The sequence below is a fragment of the Flavobacterium amylolyticum genome (assembly GCF_048284335.1).
Classification (GTDB): domain Bacteria; phylum Bacteroidota; class Bacteroidia; order Flavobacteriales; family Flavobacteriaceae; genus Flavobacterium.
Genome location: NZ_JBLVPG010000001.1, coordinates 1,194,618 through 1,216,599 on the forward strand (window position 1 = coordinate 1,194,618; position 21,982 = coordinate 1,216,599).

Below are 21,982 nucleotides of genomic sequence, written 5' to 3' on the forward strand. Positions count from 1 at the left end.
AGAATGAATCAAATTATAGCATAAACAAATAAAGAAAAAATGTACGGAAAAATCAAAGAATACTTAGAGTCAGAATTGCAAACTATTGAAGACAATGGGATTTTCAAAAAAGAAAGAATCATTACTTCACCACAAGGTGCAGAAATCACAATATCGACAGGAGAAACGGTTTTGAATTTTTGTGCTAATAATTATCTTGGATTGTCATCCCATCCCGAAGTGATTCAGGCTGCAAAAGACGCTTTGGACACCCATGGTTTCGGAATGTCATCGGTTCGGTTTATTTGTGGAACTCAGGATATTCATAAAACTTTAGAAAAAAAGATAGCAGAATTCTATGGTACCGAAGATACGATTCTTTACGCAGCGGCTTTTGATGCGAATGGAGGTGTTTTTGAACCATTATTAGGAGAAAACGATGCGATAATTTCAGATAGTTTGAATCACGCTTCTATCATAGATGGTGTTCGTTTGTGCAAAGCGGCACGGTATCGTTATGAAAACAGCAACATGGATGATTTGGAGCAACAACTGATTAAGGCTACGGAAGCTGGAGCACGTTTCAAATTAATAGTTACCGATGGTGTTTTCTCTATGGATGGAGTAGTAGCGCCGTTAGATAAAATTTGTGATTTAGCGGATAAGTATGATGCGATGGTCATGGTTGATGAATGTCATGCCGCTGGATTCATTGGTGCAACCGGAAAAGGAACTCTCGAAGCCAAAGGAGTGCTGGGTCGAGTTGATATTATTACAGGAACATTAGGAAAAGCACTTGGTGGGGCAATGGGTGGATATACCACAGCCAAAAAAGAAATCATTGAAATATTGCGTCAAAGATCCAGACCGTATTTGTTTTCAAATTCATTGGCACCGGCCATTGTTGGGGCCTCCATAAAAGTTTTTGAGATATTAGAGCGAGATACTGTTTTACGAGATAAATTGGAATGGAATACTAATTATTTCAAAGCGGGAATGAAAAAAGCTGGTTTTGATATTATTGATGGTGATTCTGCAATAGTTCCAGTAATGCTATATGATGCAAAATTATCACAAGAAATGTCAAATGAATTGTTAAAAAAAGGGATTTTTGTAGTAGGCTTTTTTTTCCCGGTGGTCCCTAAAGATAAGGCTAGAATCAGAGTTCAACTCTCTGCTGCTCACACAACAGCGCATTTAGATCAGGCAATAAATGCATTTATTGCGGTTGGAAGAATGTTAAATGTTGTATAATTCCCACTTTTCACTCAGTTTATAAGTTTTTTTTAACATTTCATTTTGTAGTTTAAAATTTACGTACTACTTTTGTTTCTAATTAACTAAATTGTAATTAAAAAAATTAAGTATGAAACATCTTAACAAAATTTTAGTTGCTGTGATGATGGTGATGGGTTTAAGCTCTCACGCACAAGACAGTAACAATCCATGGGCTATCTCTTTTGGAGTTAATGCCGTTGACACTAGAACTAGTGCTGGGGGAGGAAGAAATTGGGCAGACCGCCATTTTTCTCAACCATTTGACGTTAAAAACAATTGGAATGTTCTTCCTTCAGTATCATACCTTAGTGTATCTAGATATGTAGGGGATAATTTCTCATTCGGACTTTCTGGTTCGGTTAACAAAATTGATAAGTATGTGAGATTTGCTCCAAATGCTGTTGGTCATGATTCTCGTGGATATGTAGTTTCTAATCCTGGAGATTTAATGTATTACGGTGTGGATGCAACTATCAAGTACAGTTTTATGAGCTTGATTAACTCAAAAATAATTGATCCGTCTTTATCTGTTGGTGGAGGTTACACTTTCTTTGGCGATAGCAGTTACGGAACTTTAAATCCGGGTGCTGGTTTAACATTATGGTTTACTGAAAATGTTGGACTAGAACTTTCTACAAGATATAAAAAATCTTTTGGAGATAGAGAAGATGCAGCTGGTGTTCCAGATGCACCATCACATTTTCAACATTCAGCAGGTCTTATCTTCAAATTTGGTGGAAAAGATACTGATGGCGACGGAATTTATGATAAAGATGATGCTTGTCCTGAAGTTGCAGGTTTAAAAGAATTCAATGGTTGTCCTGATACTGATGGAGATGGAATTCAAGATAGTGCTGACGAATGTCCAAATGATTTTGGATTAGCTGCATTAAACGGATGTCCTGATACAGATGGAGATGGAGTAGCTGATAAAAATGATGCTTGTCCTACTGTTTTTGGTCTTGCTGCATTAAATGGTTGTCCAGATGCTGACGGAGATGGAATCGCTGATAAAGATGACAAATGTCCTACAGTTGCAGGTCCTAAAGAAAATGGCGGATGTCCATGGCCAGATACTGATGGAGATGGTGTTTTAGATAAAGATGACGATTGTCCTACTGTAGCTGGTCCAGCTAGCAACAGAGGATGTCCTGAAGTAACTACTGAAGCTTTAGACAATCTTAAAATTCAAGCTAGAGCAATCTATTTTAATTCAGGTAAAGCTACTTTCAAAGTTGGAGATGTTCCAGCTAGATTAGATGCAATGGCAAACATCCTTAAAAATTATCCTAATGCTAAATTCAGTGTAGAAGGACATACAGATAGTGATGGTTCAGATGCTTTCAATCAAAAACTTTCTGAAGATAGAGCTAACGTTGTTAGAGATGCTTTGTTAGAAAGAGGTATTAAAGCTGAGAATTTAAACGCTATTGGTTTTGGTGAAGGAACTCCGGTTGAAACAAACAAAACTGCTGCTGGTAAAGCAAAAAATAGAAGAACAGAAGTTATTTTGCAAAAATAATTTTCTTCAAAATTTTTTTAGAAAACGCCTCGATTTATCGGGGCGTTTTTTTTATTTTTATAAAATGACAAATATTTCTTTTTTAGATAAAATAGCTTCGGTTTTAATTGAAAATTATTTAGAGAATCTTTCGAATACCATTGTAGTTTTACCAAATAAACGAGCCAAAATATTTCTGATTGAAGCGTTGAGAAATCAAGTTAGCACTAATATTCTTTCTCCAGAAATTATAAGTATTGAAGATTTTGTTCAAAACATAGCTGGTATCCGAGCTATAGATCCTATAGAATTATTATTTGAATTCTACGATGTTTATTTGTCTATTACTGATAAAGCAAACCAACAATCCTTTGAATTGTTTGCCAATTGGGCCAAAACACTATTACAGGACTTCAATGAAATAGACCGCTATTTATTAGAACCACTTCATGTTCTTTCGTATTTGAAGGATATTGAAGATATCAAAAAATGGGGAATTGAAGTCGAAAATAAAACTGCTTTGTTAGAGAAATATATTGATTTTTGGAAGTTACTTCCTAATTATTATCAATCCCTTTATACTCATTTACTGAACAAAGGAATCGGATATCAAGGGCTTATTTATCGGGAAGCCGTAAAAAATATGGATCATTTTATAGATTCTGTCAAAGACAAACAATTTGTCTTTGCCGGTTTTAATGCGTTGAATGCTGCCGAAGAAAAAATAATCCAGCATCTTATCGCTTCTGATCAGGCCAAAATATATTGGGATGTAGACCAAACCTTTCTAAACGATCCGTATCACGATGCAGGACTGTTTGTACGCCGTTTCAAAGAAACCTGGAAGCATTACAAACAGCATCCGTTTGAGTGGATTGTAGATGATTTTTCACAGACTAAAAACATTCAGGTAATTGGTACACCCAAAACAATTGGTCAGGCCAAAATAGCCGGAAGTATCATTGAAAATGTCATCAATACAAATCCGGAAGGGAAACTTGATAAAGTGGCGATTGTTCTTGGTGAAGAAAATCTTTTGGTTCCGCTTTTGTATTCATTGCCGTCAACTGTTGGGGCTTTGAATATAACGATGGGGTATTCGAGCAAGAACAATCCAGCACAGATTTTGATTGCTAAATTATTCAAAATGCATACGAATGCATTGTCTAGAAATGCCAAAAGCTATGTGTTGTATTACAAAGATGTTTTGGATATTTTGACGCATCCTTTGGTGGAGCCGTATGCAAGTACGAATGTATTAGTTAAAATCATTAATCAAAATAATTACACATTTATCACCCATCATAAATTGATGGAATTGAATGCAATTCCAAGCGAGTTGTTTCTGTTGCTATTTCAAAAATGGGAAAATGGTTCTATTCCGGTATTAGAAACGATTTCTACATTATTGCAAACGATAAAAAAAAATTTAAGCAACGATAACGAAGAAGAAAAAGTTACGAAGTCTTTTGTTTTTGCCATTTTTAAAGTCATTAATAAACTAATTAATTATTATTCGAAGCATGAACACATTGATAAAATAGAAACACTTTATGCGATTTACAAACAAGTAATTGATTTGGCAGAAGTTTCTTTTGAAGGCGAACCGTTGAATGGTTTGCAGATTATGGGCGTGTTAGAAAGTCGTGTTTTGGATTTTGATACCGTTATTGTCACTTCAATGAATGAAGGGAAATTCCCGGCGGGGAAATCACAAAATTCCTTTATTCCATATGATGTGAAACGCGAATTAGGATTGCCGACTTTCAAAGAAAAAGACGCTATTTATACGTATCACTTTTATCATTTATTACAACGTGCCAAAAACATTTATTTACTGTATAATACCGAAAGTGAAGGTTTAGACGCGGGAGAAAAAAGCCGATTCATAACGCAATTGGAAGTCGAAAAGCAAAAAAATCATATACTAACGCACGAAATCTACAATGCAGTTTTACCAGAAACGGCGTATCAGCCGATGGTAATTCCAAAATCCGAAAGTGTGATGGTACGATTGAAAGAGATTGCTGAAAAAGGTTTTTCGCCATCGGCATTGACGAGTTATATCCGAAATCCGATTCAGTTTTATTTCCAGAAGATTTTGCGCATCAGTGAAGTCGAAGAAGTCGAAGAAAATATTGCCTTGAATACGCTGGGAACGATTATTCACGAAACGTTGAAGGTTTTATACGAACCATTCATTGATAAATTTATTTCGGAAAGTGCTATTTTAAATTGTTTCAAACAAATTGACGCTGAGGTTTTGAAGCAATTCAAATTGGTGTACAAAGAAGGCGAAATCAAAAAAGGAAGAAATTTATTGGCGTTTGAAGTCGCCAAACGTAATGTTTCGAATTTCTTGAAAGTCGAACTGGAAAGTATTAAGAGCGGCGATGCGATAAAAATTCTAGCTTTGGAACAAACATTTGAACGTACTTTAAATCATCCTAATTTACCTTTTCCGGTATTGATAAGAGGAAATGTAGACCGAATTGAAGAGCGTAACGGAATCATTCGAATTATCGATTACAAAACGGGTAAAGTAGAGAAAGCAAGTGTCACGTTGAAATCTTGGAAAGGACTGACTGAAGATATTAAAAGCGATAAAATTATCCAGGTACTGGCGTATGCTTACATGTATGAGCATGAAGCTAAAGGTAAGCCAATTGAAGCGGGAATTATTTCTTTTAAGAATTTAAAGGCAGGTTTTCTTCCGTTTAATTTTAAAGAAGACAAAGAAATGAACTCGATTATAAATGAAGAAATTTTGAGTAATTATTTAGAACAAATGGTTCTTTTATTGAGCGAAATTTTAGACGAGAGTATTCCTTTTGAAGAGAAAATAATTTAAATAGAATTCACAATTAGAAAATTAGCCAACATCTTTGAATTTTACAAAAGCACTTTGACGATAAACGTGTCAATAAGCGCTTTGGCATGGATTTTTGGAGGATTTGAAACCTTCAAATATGTGCTTATTATTTTTGGTTTCTTCATCAGTATTTTGATAAAAGAAGTAAATGCAAAAAATGAATACCTGTTTTATTACAACAACGGAATTTCAAAAATGCAATTGTTTGTGTATGGTTTTCTGATGAATTTTGTTTTTTCGATGGTGCTGATTTTATTCATTAATGTAGTACTGAAACTCGTATGACTAAAAATATTTTAGAAGTAGACAGTGTTCAAAAACAATATGATGGAAAAATCATAGTTTCCGATGTGTATTTGAAATGTGAAACCACAGATATCATTGGTGTTTTAGGAAGAAATGGTTCTGGAAAATCGACCTTATTGAAAATCATTTTTGGAATTGTAACTGCCGATTTTAAATTTGTTCGGGTCGATGGCGTCGTGAAATCAAAAACCAATGAGTTGCTAAATGAAATCAGTTATTTGCCTCAGGATAATTTTATTCCAAATTCATTTTCGATAAAAAAGACTATTCTATTGTCCATTACCAAAGATAAATTGCAGGAATTTTATGCCGATGAAATGATTCAATCGATGTTAGATAAAAAAATAAAGCATTTGTCGGGCGGAGAATTACGGTATTTAGAAATTAAATTAATCCTGAATAATACGTCAAAATTTGTTTTGCTGGACGAGCCTTACAATGGTTTGTCGCCCATAATGATTGAAAAAATAAATGAATTAATTACAGAAATGTCCAGTGTAAAAGGTATTATTATCACGGATCATAATTATGAAAATGTGATTAAGGTTTCCACAAAACTAGCGTTAATGAAAGAAGGAAAAATGCACCACTTGAAAGACAAAAGCGAATTGGTTGAAAAAGGGTATTTGAAATCAGGAATGATTTAGATGCTTTTAAAAAAAGCCAACAATACAATCAATAATTGGTCCTGGTTTTCAATATGACTCATGTGTCCGTCCGGAAAAGTCACCAGTTTTACTGCAGTGTTTTCTATCTGTTCTTTGGTTTCTTCGTAATTTAAAACAGGATCTTTTTCGCCCAGAATTAATAATTTTGGATAGGGTGTAAGGTGCAACAACACTTCCCGATCGTGTCTTATTTTCATTCCTTCCAGTGACGCAACGATTCCTTGCAGCGGTGTTTTTAAAGCTTCTTTTTTTACGCTTTCAATTTCTGATGAAAGTCGTTCTCTGTTAGATTCGCTGAATAAATTAGCGATAGAAAGTGAAACAAAATTCATAAAAGATTGTTTTACCGCTTTAATGGCTCTGTCCCGATTTACTTTTCTTTCGGCGCTGTCGGCTCTAGCCGTTGAGTTTAATAAAACCAATCCTTTTATGGTGTCAGGATACAATTCGGCGAAAGCCAAAGCAACATAGCCGCCCATAGAATGCCCGACAAAAATGGCTTTCCGGATGCGCAATTCCGATAAAACTGCGTGAACGGCATCGGCATTATCTTCCATCGTTTGCACGTAACTCAAACATTCCGTTTCGCCATGTCCCAATAAATCAATAGTAATGACGCGATTTTTTTTAGCAAACTCCGGAATATAATAATCCCACATGCCTTTGTTTTCCAAGAAACCATGAAGCAAGACAATAGCGGTTCCTTTCCCGGTATCGGAATAGGAGATGTTAGTGTTTTTAAAGAGAATTTGTTTCAAAATGGAAATTTAGTCTACAAAAGTAGCATTTTATTTTTTTAACTATTTAAGAAATATAAGTTCCTGTAAGCAATTCCTGTAAACAATTTTATTAAAAATAGTATATTTGAGAAAAGCAATTTATAAATATGGCCAAAATTTTAATTACAGGAAATGGATTTGATTTATTTCATCATTTGCCAACAAAGTATGGACATTTTATGTCGATAATGAAAACTATTGAGGGAAATAATTTTTCAAAAGACATCTCATTTGAAGATTTATTTGGCTCGTTTTTTAAAGATGAAAATCAGATTGATTACAAGTTAATAGTTGAAAATTATAAAGTTGCTGAATTTAAATTTGAAGTAGATAAAATTAATGATTTGAAAGTTTCATTACATAATAATTTATGGTACAAATATTTTAAAAATGTAATAGAGATAGAAACCTGGATTGATTTTGAGGTTGAAGTTGAAAATGTTTTGAAACAATTATCAATTTTACTTAAATCAGAAACCCCCCAATTTAAAAAAATTAATAATTATAGAGATGTGCCAATAAATTATTCTGATTTTTGTTTATTTGGAATAATTGAGCATAAATATGATGATAAAGAACTTTTTAGTATTCCTGATGTGTATTTAGATAAAAGGAGATTAGGTATTAAAATCGGGCATGTATTGCGTGATTTGTCAAGTTCATTTGAGAGTTTTATAATTATTTTTAATCAATATCTTATTGATGTATTAGCTGTATTTTATGAAAATAAATCACATGATCAAATTATTCCTTTTCATTTAATCAATGAAATATATACTTTTAATTATACACCAACCTTAGAAAAATTTTATGGTATTGATAAGTCAAAAGTGGTTTATTTACATGGCGAAATGCATGAAAATAGCGAAATTCAAAATTTAGTTTTTGGAGTCAGTGAAATTCCTGAAGATGTTAAATTAGCCAAAGCATATGATTTTGCTAAATATTATCAGAGAATAAAGAAAAACTCTAATAAAAAATTCATTAAAATTCCTTTAGACAGAACAAATCGACTTAATGAAGCGGTTTTTTATATAATTGGACATTCTTTAGACGAATCTGATAGAGAATATATTAAAGATTTATTTAAATTTCTTGATTTTGATAAGAATGAAAAAGCTAAAATATGTGTATTTTATCAGAATGATCATGATAGAGAGAATAAATTAAAAAATTTATTTAATATTATCGATAAGAATGTTATTATAGAAATGAATAAGGTTGGAAGACTCTATTTTGTTAAATTAAATATTGAAAATATTACTAAAGAATTCAATAGAGAGACTTATATAAAAAGTCATGGTTTCTCTTAATAAAAACAATAACGGCTTCCATTTTTGAAAGCCGTTATTATTTTGCTATTTCGAGAAATGGAAAGTTTAAATTACATACTAAAATCGTCTATCTCCATCAAGCAAACTCCCTAATCCACCTAATAAACTACCTTCGTCACGACTGTTTCCGCCTGCTCTTGGTGCAGATGCTATGATTCTGTCCGCAAGTCGGCTGAAAGGCAAGGATTGTACATAAACTGTTCCCGGACCGCGAAGCGTGGCGTAAAACAAACCTTCGCCTCCAAAAATAGAATTTTTGATGCCGCCAATAAACTCAATATCATAATCAACATCTTTGGTAAAACCTACGATGCAACCGGTGTCCACTTTTAGGATTTCGCCTGCTGCTAATTCTTTTTTTGCCAATGTTCCGCCGGTATGTACAAACGCCAGACCGTCGCCTTCAATTTTTTGCATGATGAAACCTTCTCCACCAAACAATCCACGACCGAGTTTTTTAGAGAATTCGATTCCAACAGAAACACCTTTGGCAGCGCAAAGGAAAGCGTCTTTCTGGCAAATGAATTTTCCGCCAAATTGTGTTAAGTCAATTGGGATAATTTTCCCTGGATAAGGCGATGCAAATGAAACTTTGCTTTTGGTATTGTTTTGATTGATGAACGCTGTCATAAAAAGACTTTCGCCTGTCAGAACTCTTTTTCCTGCGCTTAAAAGTTTACCGAACAATCCGTTTTCTTGTTCGGAACCGTCTCCAAAAATGGTTTCCATTTGGATATTATTGTCCATCATCATAAAACTTCCTGCCTCGGCAATTACAATTTCCTGTGGGTCTAATTCTATTTCCACATATTGCATTTCCTCGCCGTAAATGTGGTAGTCTATTTCGTGTGCTTGCATGATTTCTGTGTTTTAAGTTTTTATTTAAAAATTTTTACATTAAGGAATTAAGTTTCATTAAGAATCAGAGCTTAATTTTTCTTAATTACTTAATGGTTTAAATTACATATTGTATATGTTTTAAAAAATAGTTGTTGTTTTAAATAAGTCGGAAGGGTGATTATAAAGTTACAGCTTTACCATGAATTTTGGAATTCGTGTTTTGGAATTACAGATTTTCTCGTTGTAGCGCGCAAGGGATAATAGTGGAAAGCTCACAGTCTTGTCTTTTTGACGAGACGAGGACTTGCAGCGAATAGCCCGACGCAGCCGGAGTTTACGGAGGCTGGGTTGCGCCCAAAAAAAAATCGGTTCACATTGCTGTAAACCGATTTGGTTGTATGTTTTATGGAACTAACTGTTCATTAATTCTTCGATTTCGTCCACTTCAATTGGGATGTTGCGCATCATGTTGAATGGTTCGCCACTTTCCTGAACGATAATGTTGTCTTCCAGACGGATTCCGAAACCTTCGGCAGGGATGTAAATTCCAGGCTCTACGGTGAACACCATGTTGGCTTGCATGGGCTTGGTCAGGATTCCGTAATCGTGCGTGTCTAATCCCATGTGGTGCGATGTTCCGTGCATAAAATATTTTTTATATGCGGGCCATTCTGGCTTTTCGTTTTGTACGTCGGCTGTGTCAATAAGCCCCAAACCTAGTAATTCTGAAGTCATTAATTTCCCCACTTCGATATGGTATTGTTTCCAAAGTGTTCCTGTTGTCAGCATTTTGGTTGCTTCATTTTTTACACGTAAAACGGCATTGTACACTTCTTTTTGTCTTTTGGTATACGTTCCTGAAACTGGAATGGTACGCGTCATGTCACTCGAATAGTTGGCATATTCGGCTGCTACATCCAGTAAAATTAAATCACCGGCTTTGCATTGTTGGTTGTTTTCGATGTAGTGCAACACGTTGGCATTGTTCCCGGAAGCGATAATTGGCGTGTAGGCAAAACCTCTGGAACGGTTCCGAACAAATTCGTGAATCAACTCGGCTTCGATTTCGTATTCGGTTACGTTTGGTTTCACAAAAGGTAATAATCTTCTAAAACCAAGTTCCGTAATAGTACAGGCTTTTTGGATTAAATCCAATTCTTCAGTTTCTTTTACAGAACGAAGGCGTTGTAATATTGGATTACTTTTTGCGACAGCATGTGCCGGATATTTCTCTTTCCACCATTTTACAAAACGGGCTTCACGCGTTTCAGTTTCTACAGTAGCGCGATAATGCTCGTTGGTATTGATGTAAATGGTATCCGCATGCGTCATTATTTCGAATAAAACTTTTTCAAATTCCTGTAGCCAATACACAGTTCTGATACCTGTTACTTCATAAGCACGCTCTTTAGTCAGTTTTTCACCTTCCCAAATAGCAATGTGTTCGCTGGTTTCTTTCAAGAATACCATTTCTCTTTGGTGCTCGTAAGGCGCATCCGGGAAAAGCAATAAAATGCTTTCTTCCTGATCGACTCCGCTCAAATAAAAGATGTCACGGTGTTGTGCAAATGGCAACGTACTATCTGCAGAAACGGGATAAATATCATTAGAATTGAAAATGGCAACGCTATTTGGCTTCATCTGAGCCATAAACTTTGCTCTGTTTTTTATAAATAAATCTCGGTCAATTTGATGGTATTTCATGTGTTGATTTTTATGGGTCAAGTGTTATTCGCAGAGCGCTAGTGTTGGTTTTGAAATCGTTTCTCGCTACGCTCATTTGATAACAATTCAGTTGTTATATTGAATATTCAAAAATAGTAACTTTGAGAGAAACGGATGTTAATTACACTATAAAATTTTCAGATAACTATTTTTATGATTAATTTTCCAATTCAAATCAATTTACATGAAAAAAATAGTACTCTTTTCGGCCCTTATTCTACAAAGCATCTCTTGGGGACAAGTTTCTACTGAAGCAATTCAGCAAGCCTTGGAAGCCAAAAAAACAATGGAGAAACAATCTCTTTTTCAGCATGTTGCTTTCGAAAATGTGGGACCAACGGTGATGAGTGGCAGAGTGGTGGATGTAGATGTAAATCCGGAAAATCCTACTGAGTTTTATGTGGGTTACGCTTCGGGCGGCCTTTGGTACACGAATAATAACGGAATGAGTTTTTCGCCGGTTATGGATGCGGCGCCTACGCAAAATGTAGGTGATATCGCGATAGACTGGAAACGAGGAACGATTTGGGTAGGAACTGGGGAAGTAAATTCGTCTCGATCTTCTTACGCCGGAATTGGAGTTTTGAAATCAGATGACAAAGGAAAGACTTGGCAAAATATGGGATTGCACGACAGCCATCACATCAGCAGAATTCTGATAAATCCATCAAATCCTGAGGAGGTTGTAGTGGGCGCAGTGGGTCATTTGTATTCTAAAAATGAAGAACGAGGAATTTTCAAAACGACAAATGGCGGGAAAACGTGGAATAAAACACTTTATATAGACGATGAAACCGGAATTATAGATGTGGCTGTTTCGCCAAAAAACTTCAAGGTTCAATTTGCGGCTTCTTGGAGTAAAGACAGGAAAGCGTGGGATTTTATAGGGAGCGGCGCTACTTCGGGAATTTATAAAAGTGAAGATGCGGGATTGACATGGAAACTTTTTTCGACTGCCGAAAGCGGATTTCCTGTTGGCGAAGGTGTTGGGAGAATTGGTTTAGCGGTGTATGATGATAATCACGTGTACGCTATTTTGGATAACCAATTTAAAAGACCGTTAGGAACCCAAAAAAGTAATTCGTTACCGGCTGCATTTTCTGTGCCGGGAGATGAATTCTTGAAATTACCCAATAAAAGTTTGAATTCTATTTTAAAGAATTATGGATTAACCGAAAAATATAGAGCCGAAAATATAAAACACTGGGTTCAAAACGGATATTTGCAACCGAATGAAGCTGCCAAAGTAGTTTTGGATGCGATAAATAGTTTAGCGGAAACAGAAGTTATTGGAGCTGAAGTATACAAATCAAGTAACGGAGGAAAAAACTGGACGAAGACCCATCAAGATTTTATTGATGATTTCTTTTATTCATACGGGTATTATTTCAGTGTTATTTCTGTTGATCCAAACGATGTCAATAAAATTTATTTGTCGGGTGTGCCCATTATAAAATCAAATAATGGCGGAAAAACATTCACCTCCATAAGCGAAGAGAATGTTCACGCAGATCATCACGTCGTTTGGGTGAACCCAAATAAATCCGGGCATTTAATTAATGGAAATGACGGCGGGTTGAATATTTCGTATGATGATGGAGTGCATTGGGTAAAAAGTAATTCACATTCAGTAAGTCAGTTTTATGCGGTGAATGTCGATGAGCAGGAACCGTATAATATCTATGGCGGGATGCAAGATAACGGGGTTTGGGTTGGACCAAGTGATTATAAATACTCTTCAGAATGGTATCAAACCGGAAAATATCCGTACGAAAATTTGATGGGAGGAGACGGAATGCAAACTCAAATCGACAAAAGGAATTCTAATATTGTTTTTACAGGGTTTCAATTTGGAAATTATTACCGAATTGATCGCGCCAATAACAAACGGGAGTATGTTTCGCCAAAGCCAAAAAAGGACGAAAAACCATTTCGATTCAATTGGCAAACGCCTATTTTGTTGTCTTCGCACAACCAAGATATTTTATACATGGGATCTAATTTCTTGCATAGATCGATGAATCAAGGACAAACGTGGACTACTATTTCGCCTGATTTGACGCAAGGAGTGAAAGAAGGCAATGTCGCTTTTGGAACACTTGCTGTTGTTAGTGAAAGCCCATTGCAGTTTGGTTTGCTTTATACCGGAAGTGATGATGGATTAATTCATGTTTCGAAAGATGGCGGTGCGACTTGGAACAAAATTTCCGGAAATTTACCTCAAAACCGATGGATTTCCAGAGTTGTAGCTTCGGCACACAAGAAAGAAAGAGTGTATGCGACTTTAAACGGCTATCGAAATGATGATTTCACTAGTTATGTGTATGTGTCAGATGATTTTGGTCAAACCTGGAAAAATTTAGCCAATAATGTGCCAACAAGTCCAGTGAATGTAATTGTGGAAGATAATGTCAACGAGAATGTTTTGTATCTGGGAACGGATAACGGATTGTATGTTTCGTTAAATAAAGGAACGAGCTGGGATGATTTTTCTAGCGGAATTCCAAACGTTGCGGTTCACGATGCTGTGATTCAAAAGAAAGCAAAAGATTTAGTGGTGGGAACTCATGGTCGTTCTATTTATAAAGTCAATTTGGATCAACTGCAACAATTGAATGATAAAATTATAGCAGAAAATCTTCATGTTTTTGAACTTAAAAAGATAAAAAAATCAAGAGAATGGGGCAACAGCTGGAGTTCTTGGGCTAAGGCTTCAGAACCAAAAGCAGAGATTTGGTATTATTTGAATGAGGAATCGGAGGTGCTTTTACAAATTGAAAACAGCTTCAAAGAAGTCGTTTATTCTCAGAAAGTGCAAGCCGTAAAAGGATTGAACAAGCAGGTTTATGATCTTTCGATAACGAAAGCAACAGCAGATAATTGGAAAAAGAAAGATAAAAAATTAAAATTAGAACCAGCTAAAAATGGTAAATTTTACCTTCCGGTTTCAGTCAATACAATCAGTATTCAAAAAGGAAAACAGAAAGTCGTTACGGATCTTGAAATTATAGAATCGAAATAAACGGATCTTTTATTTTAAAAACAAAAAACACGATTTCAGATGAAATCGTGTTTTTTTATGGATGTTACTTTTCTAAAACTGTGCTACTTCTGTAGAATCTTTCATGGCAGTGGTTGAAGATTTTCCGATTGTCACGGTGTTTTGTACCGCATCAAAATAAGAAGTCCCTACGAAGCCTTGATGTTTTACGGCTTTGAAACCGTATTTTTGTAAAGCAAATTCTCTTTCCTGTAATTCAGAATAGCCTGCCATTCCTCTTTCTTTGTAGGCTTTAGACAATTCGAACATACTAGTATTCAATGCGTGGAATCCGGCTAATGTGATGAATTGGAATTTGTATCCCATAGCGGCAAGATCTTCTCTGAACGTTTCCATTTCGGCAACGGATAATTTGGCAGCCCAGTTGAAAGAAGGGGAACAATTATAAGCCAACATTTTTCCCGGGAATTTCGCATGAATTCCTTCGGCAAATTTTCTTGCGTAATCAAGATCTGGATTGCTGGTTTCCATCCAAATTAAATCAGCATAAGGTGCATAACTCAATCCTCTGTCAATTCCTTGTTCCACACCACAATTTACATAGAAAAAACCTTCTCCAGTTTTTTCACCGGTGATAAATTTTGCATCTCGTGGGTCAATATCACTAGTTAGTAAGTTGGCAGCATCTGCATCGGTGCGAGCAACAATCAGTGTTGGTGTTCCCATTACATCAGCTGCTAAACGTGCCGCAATCAATTTGTTGATGGCTTCTTGTGTAGGAACCAAAACTTTTCCACCTAAGTGACCACATTTTTTGGCAGAACTCAATTGATCTTCAAAGTGAACTCCGGCAGCCCCCGCTTCAATCATCGCTTTCATTAATTCGAAAGCATTCAGGTTTCCTCCAAAACCGGCTTCGGCATCTGCAACGATAGGAACCAGATATTCTTTTTTGTCAGCGGTTCCGTTAACCACTTGTATTTGGTCTGCTCTCAATAGCGCATTATTGATACGTTTTACAACCAATGGAACACTATTAGCAGGATATAAAGATTGGTCAGGATACATTTCGCCGGCTACATTTGCGTCAGCAGCTACCTGCCAACCGCTCAAATAAATCGCATCTAATCCTGCTTCTACTTCTTGAATGGCTTGGTTTCCGGTTAGCGCGCCAAGTCCGGCTACAAAATCCTGAGCATTTAGTTTGTTCCATAAAGTATTGGCTCCAATTCTGGCAACACTATGTTCTATTTGATAAGAACCTTGCAATTTCACCACTTCTTCAGCAGTGTAAGGTCGCTCAATGCCATTCCATCTGGGGTTCGTAATCCAGTCAGTAACTAATTCTTGAATTCTTGTTTCTGTAGTTTTCATTTTTTTTTGGTTGTTTGTTAATAGATATTGCAATTTTTTTTAAATGTATTTGTAACCGGGAATGGTCAAAAACTCGATAAAATTGTCGTTTACGACCAGAATGTCTAATAATTGCTCCGCCAGTCTGTATTTATTTTTTTCATGATTTTCGTTTCCAACAAGCTTTCTGATTTTCTCAAATTCTTCCATCGCCAGTCGGTGATAGTACTTTTCATTCAACACTTTTTGATTGTCTAAAACCACTTCGTTTTGTAACCATTGCCACAATTGAGATCTCGAAATCTCTGCAGTAGCAGCATCTTCCATTAAATTATGCAACGCTGCTGCGCCTTGTCCGTTGAGCCATGAAGCGATATATAAAACGGTAATGCTGATGTTTTTCCGAACGCCTTCTTCAGTAATAGTACCTTTTGGAGTTTCGAGTAAATCGCTTTCAGTAACGTGTACGTCTTCTCTTTTTACATGAATCTGATTTTTAGTCGGCATGTTTTTATCGAATACTGTCATGGCAAGCGAAACTAAATCCGGATGCGCAACCCAAGTGCCATCATGACCATTTTTAACTTCCCGTTCTTTATCGGCTATTACTTTGTTGAAAGCTATTTTGTTGGCTTCTTCGTTGTTTTTTATCGGAATTTGTGCTGCCATTCCCCCAATTGCGTGTATGTTGCGTTTGTGGCATCGTTGAATCACCAATTGGGAATACGCACTCATAAATGGCGCAGTCATTGTCACCTGATCTCTGTTTGGAACAATATAAGCGGGATTTTTTCTTAGTTTTTTGATGTACGAGAAGATGTAGTCCCATCGTCCACAATTAAGACCTACAATATGATCTTTTAATTCAAAAATGATTTCATCCAATTGAAAACTGGCAGTTATGGTTTCGATTAAAACCGTGGCTTTGAATGTCCCATTTTTTACGCCTAAATATTCCTGTGTGAATTCGAAAACTTCATTCCACCATCTCGCTTCCAGATAATGTTCCAGTTTTGGAATGTAAAAATAGGGAGCTGATCCGTCTTCAATAAGTTGCTTGTAATTGTGAAAAGCATACAACCCAAAGTCAATTAGCGATCCCGAAGTTTGTTCTCCGTCAATCAAAATATTTTTCTCTTGCAAATGCAATCCTCTTGGACGAACTATCAGTACGGCAGTTTGGTCATTTAGGCTGTATTTTTTATTTTTTACGGTGTCTTCAACAGTGATAGTTTTATTCACGGCGTCTTTCAAATTTTGTTGACCCGTCATTAAGTTGCTCCAAGTAGGAGAAGTGCTGTCTTCAAAATCAGCCATGAACGTTTTTGCACCTGAATTCAGTGCATTAATTACCATTTTTCGATCGACAGGTCCGGTTATTTCGACTCTTCGGTCTAATAAATCCTCTGGAGTTTTTGCAGCTTCCCAATTACTTTCTCGGATGCTTTTTGTTTCAGAAGGAAAAGTTGGTAACGCGCCTGCATCAAATAATTGCTGTTGATTTTTTCTTTCGTCTAATAGAAAAAGTCTTTTGTCATTGAATCTGTGGTGCAATTCCGTTATTAAATCAGTAGCGGCATCCGTCAAAATTGCTGGATAATACTCTTTAGTTTCATTAGAAAACTGTAACGATTTTTCGGTTGTTTCAATACTATTTTTCATGGTTAAAATGTTTTACAAGACAATGTTACAAAAAGTTTTTTATAAAACAAGCGAACGTACGCTAAAAATGTAAAATATTTTTTTTGGCGAAAATATTTTTTTAGCATATCTTTGAGATATGAATATAGAAAAGGATTATATCAAGTTAATTTTTGGATTAAAACTGAAGCAGGCTCGAACCAATAAGAATCTGTCGTTATTTGGTTTAGCAAAAATCACAGACCTTTCAAAATCGTATTTGAACGAAATTGAAAAAGGAAAAAAATATCCTAAAACGGATAAAATTATTTTGCTGTCTGAAAAACTGGATGTTTCCTATGACAATATGGTTTCGTTGAAACTGGATAATAATCTGGCACCCATTGGGGAAATCCTGAAATCTGGGATTCTGAAAGAGATACCTCTGGAGATTTTTGGGATTCAGGAAAATGATCTTATCGATATTATTGCTAATGCTCCTGCAAAAGTCAATGCGTTTATCAGTACGATTATTGAAATTGCGCAGCATTATAATTTGACAAGAGAGAGTTTCTTTTTGGCTTCGTTACGTTCGTACCAAGAAGCACATACCAACTATTTTGAAGATTTAGAACAGAAGGTGTTGCAGTTTTCTAAAGCGTTTCATGTAAATGTTGATGCCAAAATTTCTATCGAAGAATTAACCGCAATCTTAATGGAGGAATATGGGTATACTATCAAAGAACTTATTTTTTCGGAACAAGAACAATTGGGGGACTTGAGATCGATTTTTGTGCCAAAAAGTAAAACGTTACTGCTTTCATTAGATATTGACGAACCTCAGAAAGCTTTTATCTTGGCAAAAGAAATTGCCTATAATTATCTTGAAATTACCGAAAGGCTATACACGTTCAGTTGGATTAAATTTGATAATTTTGATCAGGTTCTGAATAATTTTTACGCTTCGTATTTTGCCGGCGCATTACTTATTCCAAGGCAAAAACTGATAGATGAACTGAATTTATTTTTGTCCAAAACAGACCCTAAACCCCAGGAGATGGTTGCTTTGATGAGCGGGTTTAATGTTTCGCCAGAATCGTTCTACCAAAGGCTGACTAATATTTTGCCAAAAGATTTTCAGCTGAAAAACCTCTTTTTCCTACGATTGTCCCATCAGATAGGTACGGATACCTATCAAATAAAAAAGGAATTACACATTACCAATCAGCAGGAACCGCACGCGAATGAAATGAATGAGCATTACTGTCGAAGATGGGTTTCGATACGTACGATCGAGGAATCTTTGAAACAAAAGAAAAACCACTTTTTTGATGCGCAGATCTCCAAGTATGAAAACAGTAAAAATGAATATCTTGTTTTTTCATCCGCAACACCCGATCCGTTTAAGGTAGATTGTATTCGTAGTATTTCGGTAGGGATATTAATCACTCCGGCGGTAAAGAAAAAATTCAAGTTTATGGAAAATGACTCCATTAAAAAACAGATTGTCGGGGTTACTTGTGAAACCTGTGCGGTTAAGAATTGTTTAGAAAGAGCTTCTCCTCCAATTCAGTTAGAGCAAAAATTGCGTAACGAAAATACAGATTTAATGGTGCAGCAATATATGACCAAATTCAGTTAATATAGAGTTCTGTTTTGGTAAAAGAAATTTTAGTCTGGAAAGTGCTTTTTATTATATTTTAAACGTTTTAATTTCGCACGAGAGTAATTAAAGATGTGGAGATTGATTTATAAATTATTAATACAGAGTGCTTAAATACTATTTTTGCTTTTGAATAGTAAGGTTGATTTTAGTTTATTTTATTTTTTTATTTAAGCTTTTTTTATTTTTTTATTTCACTAATTTTACATCGTTTCTAGATTTGTGTTTGATATTTAGGGATTGTGTGAGGATTTGCGTAAAACACTTTAAAATCATTATAAATAACAGCGCAAAGGTTGTAGTTACTGTCAAATTGCTCTATTTTTGTATAATTTTTTAAAACAAATTATATAAATCTTATGGCAAAATCTGCATTATTGAAATCGTCAATAGCAAAAAAAGTAGCTATGGCACTTTCAGGACTTTTTTTGATGTTGTTTCTAGCACAGCATTTTTTTATCAATATGACATCAGTGTTTAGTGAAAACACTTTCAACTCGATTTCTCATTTTATGGGAAATAATCCATTAGTTCAGTTTGTAATTCAGCCAATTCTTATTGTGGGGGTTGTTTTTCACTTTATTATGGGTTTTGTTTTGGATTTTAAAAACCGAAGTGCCAGACCAATTGCATATGCAAAGAACAATGGGGCGGCAAATTCTTCTTGGGCTTCAAGAAATATGATTGTTTCCGGGTCAGTTGTTTTAGCATTTTTAGCCTTGCATTTTTACGATTTTTGGGTTCCTGAAATGGTATATAAATATGTAGAATTTAATCCATTGAATGAAACTAGATATTTTCATGAATTAGCAGAAAAATTTGAAAGTCCCGTTAGAACAGGATTGTACAGTTTGTCTTTTTTATTGATGTCTTTGCACCTATGGCATGGTTTCAATTCTTCCTTTCAGTCTGTAGGTTTTAATAACAAATATTCAAAATCTTTGCATACATTAGGATATGCTTTTGCAATTGTAGTTCCTTTTGGTTTCATTTTCATTGCATTATTTCATCATTTTAATCATTAATATTAAATTATAATGGCATTAGATTCAAAAATTCCTACAGGTCCAATTTCGGACAAATGGACAAATTATAAAGATCATATTAATTTAGTAAACCCTGCTAACAAACGTAATTTAGATGTAATTATAGTTGGTACAGGTCTTGCTGGAGGTTCTGCTGCAGCAACATTAGCAGAATTAGGATATAACGTAAAAGCATTTTGTTTTCAAGATTCACCACGTCGTGCGCACTCAATTGCTGCACAAGGAGGAATCAATGCTGCTAAGAATTATCAAGGAGATGGAGATTCAACTTTCCGTTTATTTTATGATACAGTAAAAGGAGGCGATTATCGTGCTCGTGAGGCAAACGTGCACCGTTTAGCTGAAGTTTCTACCAATATTATTGACCAGTGTGTGGCACAAGGTGTTCCATTGGCCCGTGAATATGGGGGATTGTTAGATAACCGTTCTTTTGGAGGTACATTGGTTTCTAGAACTTTTTACGCAAAAGGGCAAACAGGGCAACAACTTTTATTAGGAGCGTATTCAGCAATGAATCGCCAGATAGGTCGTGGAAAAATAAAAATGCACCACCGTCACGAAATGCTGGATTTAGTGATCGTAAACGGAAAAGCAAGAGGAATAATTGCTCGTAACTTAGTTACTGGAGAAATCGAAAGACATTCAGCTCATGCTGTTGTTATTGCTTCTGGCGGGTATGGAAATGTTTTTTTCCTTTCTACAAATGCGATGGGGAGCAACGCTACAGCAGCTTGGAAAATACACAAAAAAGGGGCGTTCTTCGCAAATCCTTGTTACACACAAATTCACCCAACTTGTATTCCAGTTTCTGGAGACCACCAATCGAAATTGACATTAATGTCAGAATCATTGCGTAATGACGGTCGTATTTGGGTTCCTGCAAAACTAGAAGATGCTAAAGCAATTCGTGAAGGGAAAAAGAAACCAACGGATTTATCTGAAGCAGAAAGAGATTATTATTTAGAGAGAAGATACCCAGCTTTTGGAAATTTAGTACCTAGAGATATTGCTTCTCGTGCTGCTAAAGAAAGATGTGATGCTGGTTTTGGAGTAAATAAAACAGGAGAAGCTGTTTATTTAGATTTCGCTGCAGCTATTCAAAGATATGGAGTTGATCAAGCTAGAATCAAGCATTTAGACGAGAAAGACATTGCACTAGTTATTAAATTAGGAACAGAAGTGGTTGCCAATAAATATGGTAACTTGTTTCAGATGTATGAGAAAATCGTAGATGAAAACCCATACGCAACTCCAATGATGATTTACCCAGCGGTACATTACACTATGGGAGGAACTTGGGTTGATTATAACTTGCAAACAACTATTCCTGGTTGTTTCTCAATTGGAGAATCAAATTTTTCTGATCATGGAGCAAACAGACTTGGCGCTTCGGCATTAATGCAAGGTTTAGCAGATGGGTATTTTGTATTGCCATACACTATTGGAGATTACTTATCACCGGATATTAAAATGGGAACAATATCTACAGATTTGCCAGAATTTGTTGCTGCTGAAAAAGCAGTAAAAGATCAGATCGAAAGATTCATGAACAATAAAGGAACACATTCTGTTGATTATTTCCATAAGAAATTAGGAAAAATTATGTGGGACAAAGTGGGTATGGCTCGTAATATAAAAGGATTAAACGAAGCAATTGTAGAAATTGCTGCTTTGCGAGATGAGTTCTACAAAGAAGTTAAAGTTCCTGGTGATGCGAATGGTTTGAATCAAGAATTGGAAAAAGCGACTCGTGTTGCAGATTTCCTTGAATTAGGAGAATTATTTGCTAAAGATGCTTTACATCGTAATGAATCTTGTGGAGGACATTTCCGTGAAGAATACCAAACCGAAGAAGGTGAAGCGCAACGTGACGATGAGAATTTTGCTTACGTAGCAGCATGGGAATATACTGGAAAACCAAGCGAAGCGATTTTGCATAAAGAGCCGCTGGTATTTGATAACGTGAAATTAGTTCAAAGAAGTTATAAATAATTTAGTCTAATGTCTAACGTCCCAA

At 35.6% G+C, this 21,982-nt stretch carries 15 protein-coding genes; 10 read left to right on the plus strand and 5 right to left on the minus strand.

Annotated elements, in window-relative coordinates; genetic code table 11:
- Positions 1-39: 39 nt before the first annotated feature.
- From kbl to ACNQF9_RS05355, 5 genes are all read left to right on the plus strand, one after another.
- On the plus strand, positions 40-1,233 hold the full coding sequence (gene kbl / locus ACNQF9_RS05335; RefSeq protein WP_417989774.1) for a glycine C-acetyltransferase: 1,194 nt from the start codon (positions 40-42) through the stop codon (positions 1,231-1,233).
- Between the two features lie 112 nt (positions 1,234-1,345).
- Positions 1,346-2,779, plus strand: coding sequence for an OmpA family protein (locus ACNQF9_RS05340; protein WP_417959208.1), 1,434 nt, complete (start codon positions 1,346-1,348; stop codon positions 2,777-2,779).
- Between the two features lie 64 nt (positions 2,780-2,843).
- Positions 2,844-5,609, plus strand: coding sequence for a PD-(D/E)XK nuclease family protein (locus tag ACNQF9_RS05345; protein ID WP_417959209.1), 2,766 nt, complete (start codon positions 2,844-2,846; stop codon positions 5,607-5,609).
- A 54-nt stretch (positions 5,610-5,663) separates the two neighbouring features.
- Positions 5,664-5,915, plus strand: a complete 252-nt coding sequence (locus tag ACNQF9_RS05350) for a hypothetical protein (protein ID WP_417989775.1) — start codon at positions 5,664-5,666, stop codon at positions 5,913-5,915.
- Complete coding sequence (locus ACNQF9_RS05355) at positions 5,912-6,583, plus strand: ATP-binding cassette domain-containing protein (RefSeq protein WP_417989776.1); 672 nt, start codon at positions 5,912-5,914, stop codon at positions 6,581-6,583. The genes ACNQF9_RS05350 and ACNQF9_RS05355 overlap by 4 nt, the downstream gene beginning before the upstream one ends.
- Here the strand turns inward: ACNQF9_RS05355 and ACNQF9_RS05360 are convergent.
- Complete coding sequence (locus ACNQF9_RS05360) at positions 6,580-7,362, minus strand: alpha/beta fold hydrolase (protein WP_417989777.1); 783 nt, start codon at positions 7,360-7,362, stop codon at positions 6,580-6,582. The two genes, ACNQF9_RS05355 and ACNQF9_RS05360, sit on opposite strands and share 4 nt — an antisense overlap.
- A 128-nt stretch (positions 7,363-7,490) precedes the next feature.
- Here ACNQF9_RS05360 and ACNQF9_RS05365 point away from each other — a divergent pair, with 128 nt between their 5' ends.
- The gene (locus ACNQF9_RS05365; protein WP_417989778.1) at positions 7,491-8,696 is read left to right on the plus strand and encodes an AbiH family protein; all 1,206 of its coding nucleotides are present in this window, start codon (positions 7,491-7,493) and stop codon (positions 8,694-8,696) included.
- 78 nt (positions 8,697-8,774) lie between these two features.
- Here the strand turns inward: ACNQF9_RS05365 and ACNQF9_RS05370 are convergent, their stop codons facing one another.
- The gene (locus ACNQF9_RS05370) at positions 8,775-9,575 is read right to left on the minus strand and encodes a TIGR00266 family protein (RefSeq protein WP_282744109.1); all 801 of its coding nucleotides are present in this window, start codon (positions 9,573-9,575) and stop codon (positions 8,775-8,777) included.
- A 393-nt stretch (positions 9,576-9,968) separates the two neighbouring features.
- A complete protein-coding gene (locus ACNQF9_RS05375) occupies positions 9,969-11,261 on the minus strand; it encodes an aminopeptidase P family protein (RefSeq protein ID WP_417989779.1) in 1,293 nt (430 codons plus the stop codon).
- 205 nt (positions 11,262-11,466) lie between these two features.
- Between ACNQF9_RS05375 and ACNQF9_RS05380 the strand changes: the two genes are divergently transcribed.
- On the plus strand, positions 11,467-14,304 hold the full coding sequence (locus ACNQF9_RS05380) for a WD40/YVTN/BNR-like repeat-containing protein (protein ID WP_417989780.1): 2,838 nt from the start codon (positions 11,467-11,469) through the stop codon (positions 14,302-14,304).
- A 72-nt stretch (positions 14,305-14,376) separates the two neighbouring features.
- On the opposite strand, the gene aceA is transcribed toward ACNQF9_RS05380, so the two are convergent.
- Together aceA and aceB are read right to left on the minus strand one after the other, a co-directional pair.
- Positions 14,377-15,657 carry an isocitrate lyase gene (gene aceA / locus ACNQF9_RS05385; protein WP_417989781.1) on the minus strand — a complete coding sequence of 427 codons (1,281 nt, stop codon included), beginning with the start codon at positions 15,655-15,657 and terminating at the stop codon, positions 14,377-14,379.
- Positions 15,658-15,696: 39 nt separating this feature from the next.
- Positions 15,697-17,298, minus strand: a complete 1,602-nt coding sequence (gene aceB, locus ACNQF9_RS05390) for a malate synthase A (RefSeq protein WP_417989782.1) — start codon at positions 17,296-17,298, stop codon at positions 15,697-15,699.
- A gap of 118 nt (positions 17,299-17,416) precedes the next feature.
- On the opposite strand from aceB, the gene ACNQF9_RS05395 reads away from it, so the two are divergent.
- From ACNQF9_RS05395 to ACNQF9_RS05405, 3 genes are all read left to right on the plus strand, one after another.
- Entirely contained in the window at positions 17,417-18,898 is a 1,482-nt protein-coding gene (locus tag ACNQF9_RS05395) for a helix-turn-helix domain-containing protein (RefSeq protein WP_417989783.1), read from the plus strand.
- Between the two features lie 380 nt (positions 18,899-19,278).
- A complete protein-coding gene (locus ACNQF9_RS05400) occupies positions 19,279-19,944 on the plus strand; it encodes a succinate dehydrogenase cytochrome b subunit (RefSeq protein WP_417989784.1) in 666 nt (221 codons plus the stop codon).
- Between the two features lie 12 nt (positions 19,945-19,956).
- Positions 19,957-21,957: a fumarate reductase/succinate dehydrogenase flavoprotein subunit gene (locus tag ACNQF9_RS05405; protein WP_417989785.1), complete on the plus strand. Its 2,001-nt coding sequence runs from the start codon at positions 19,957-19,959 to the stop codon at positions 21,955-21,957.
- The last annotated feature ends 25 nt before the right edge of the window (positions 21,958-21,982 follow it).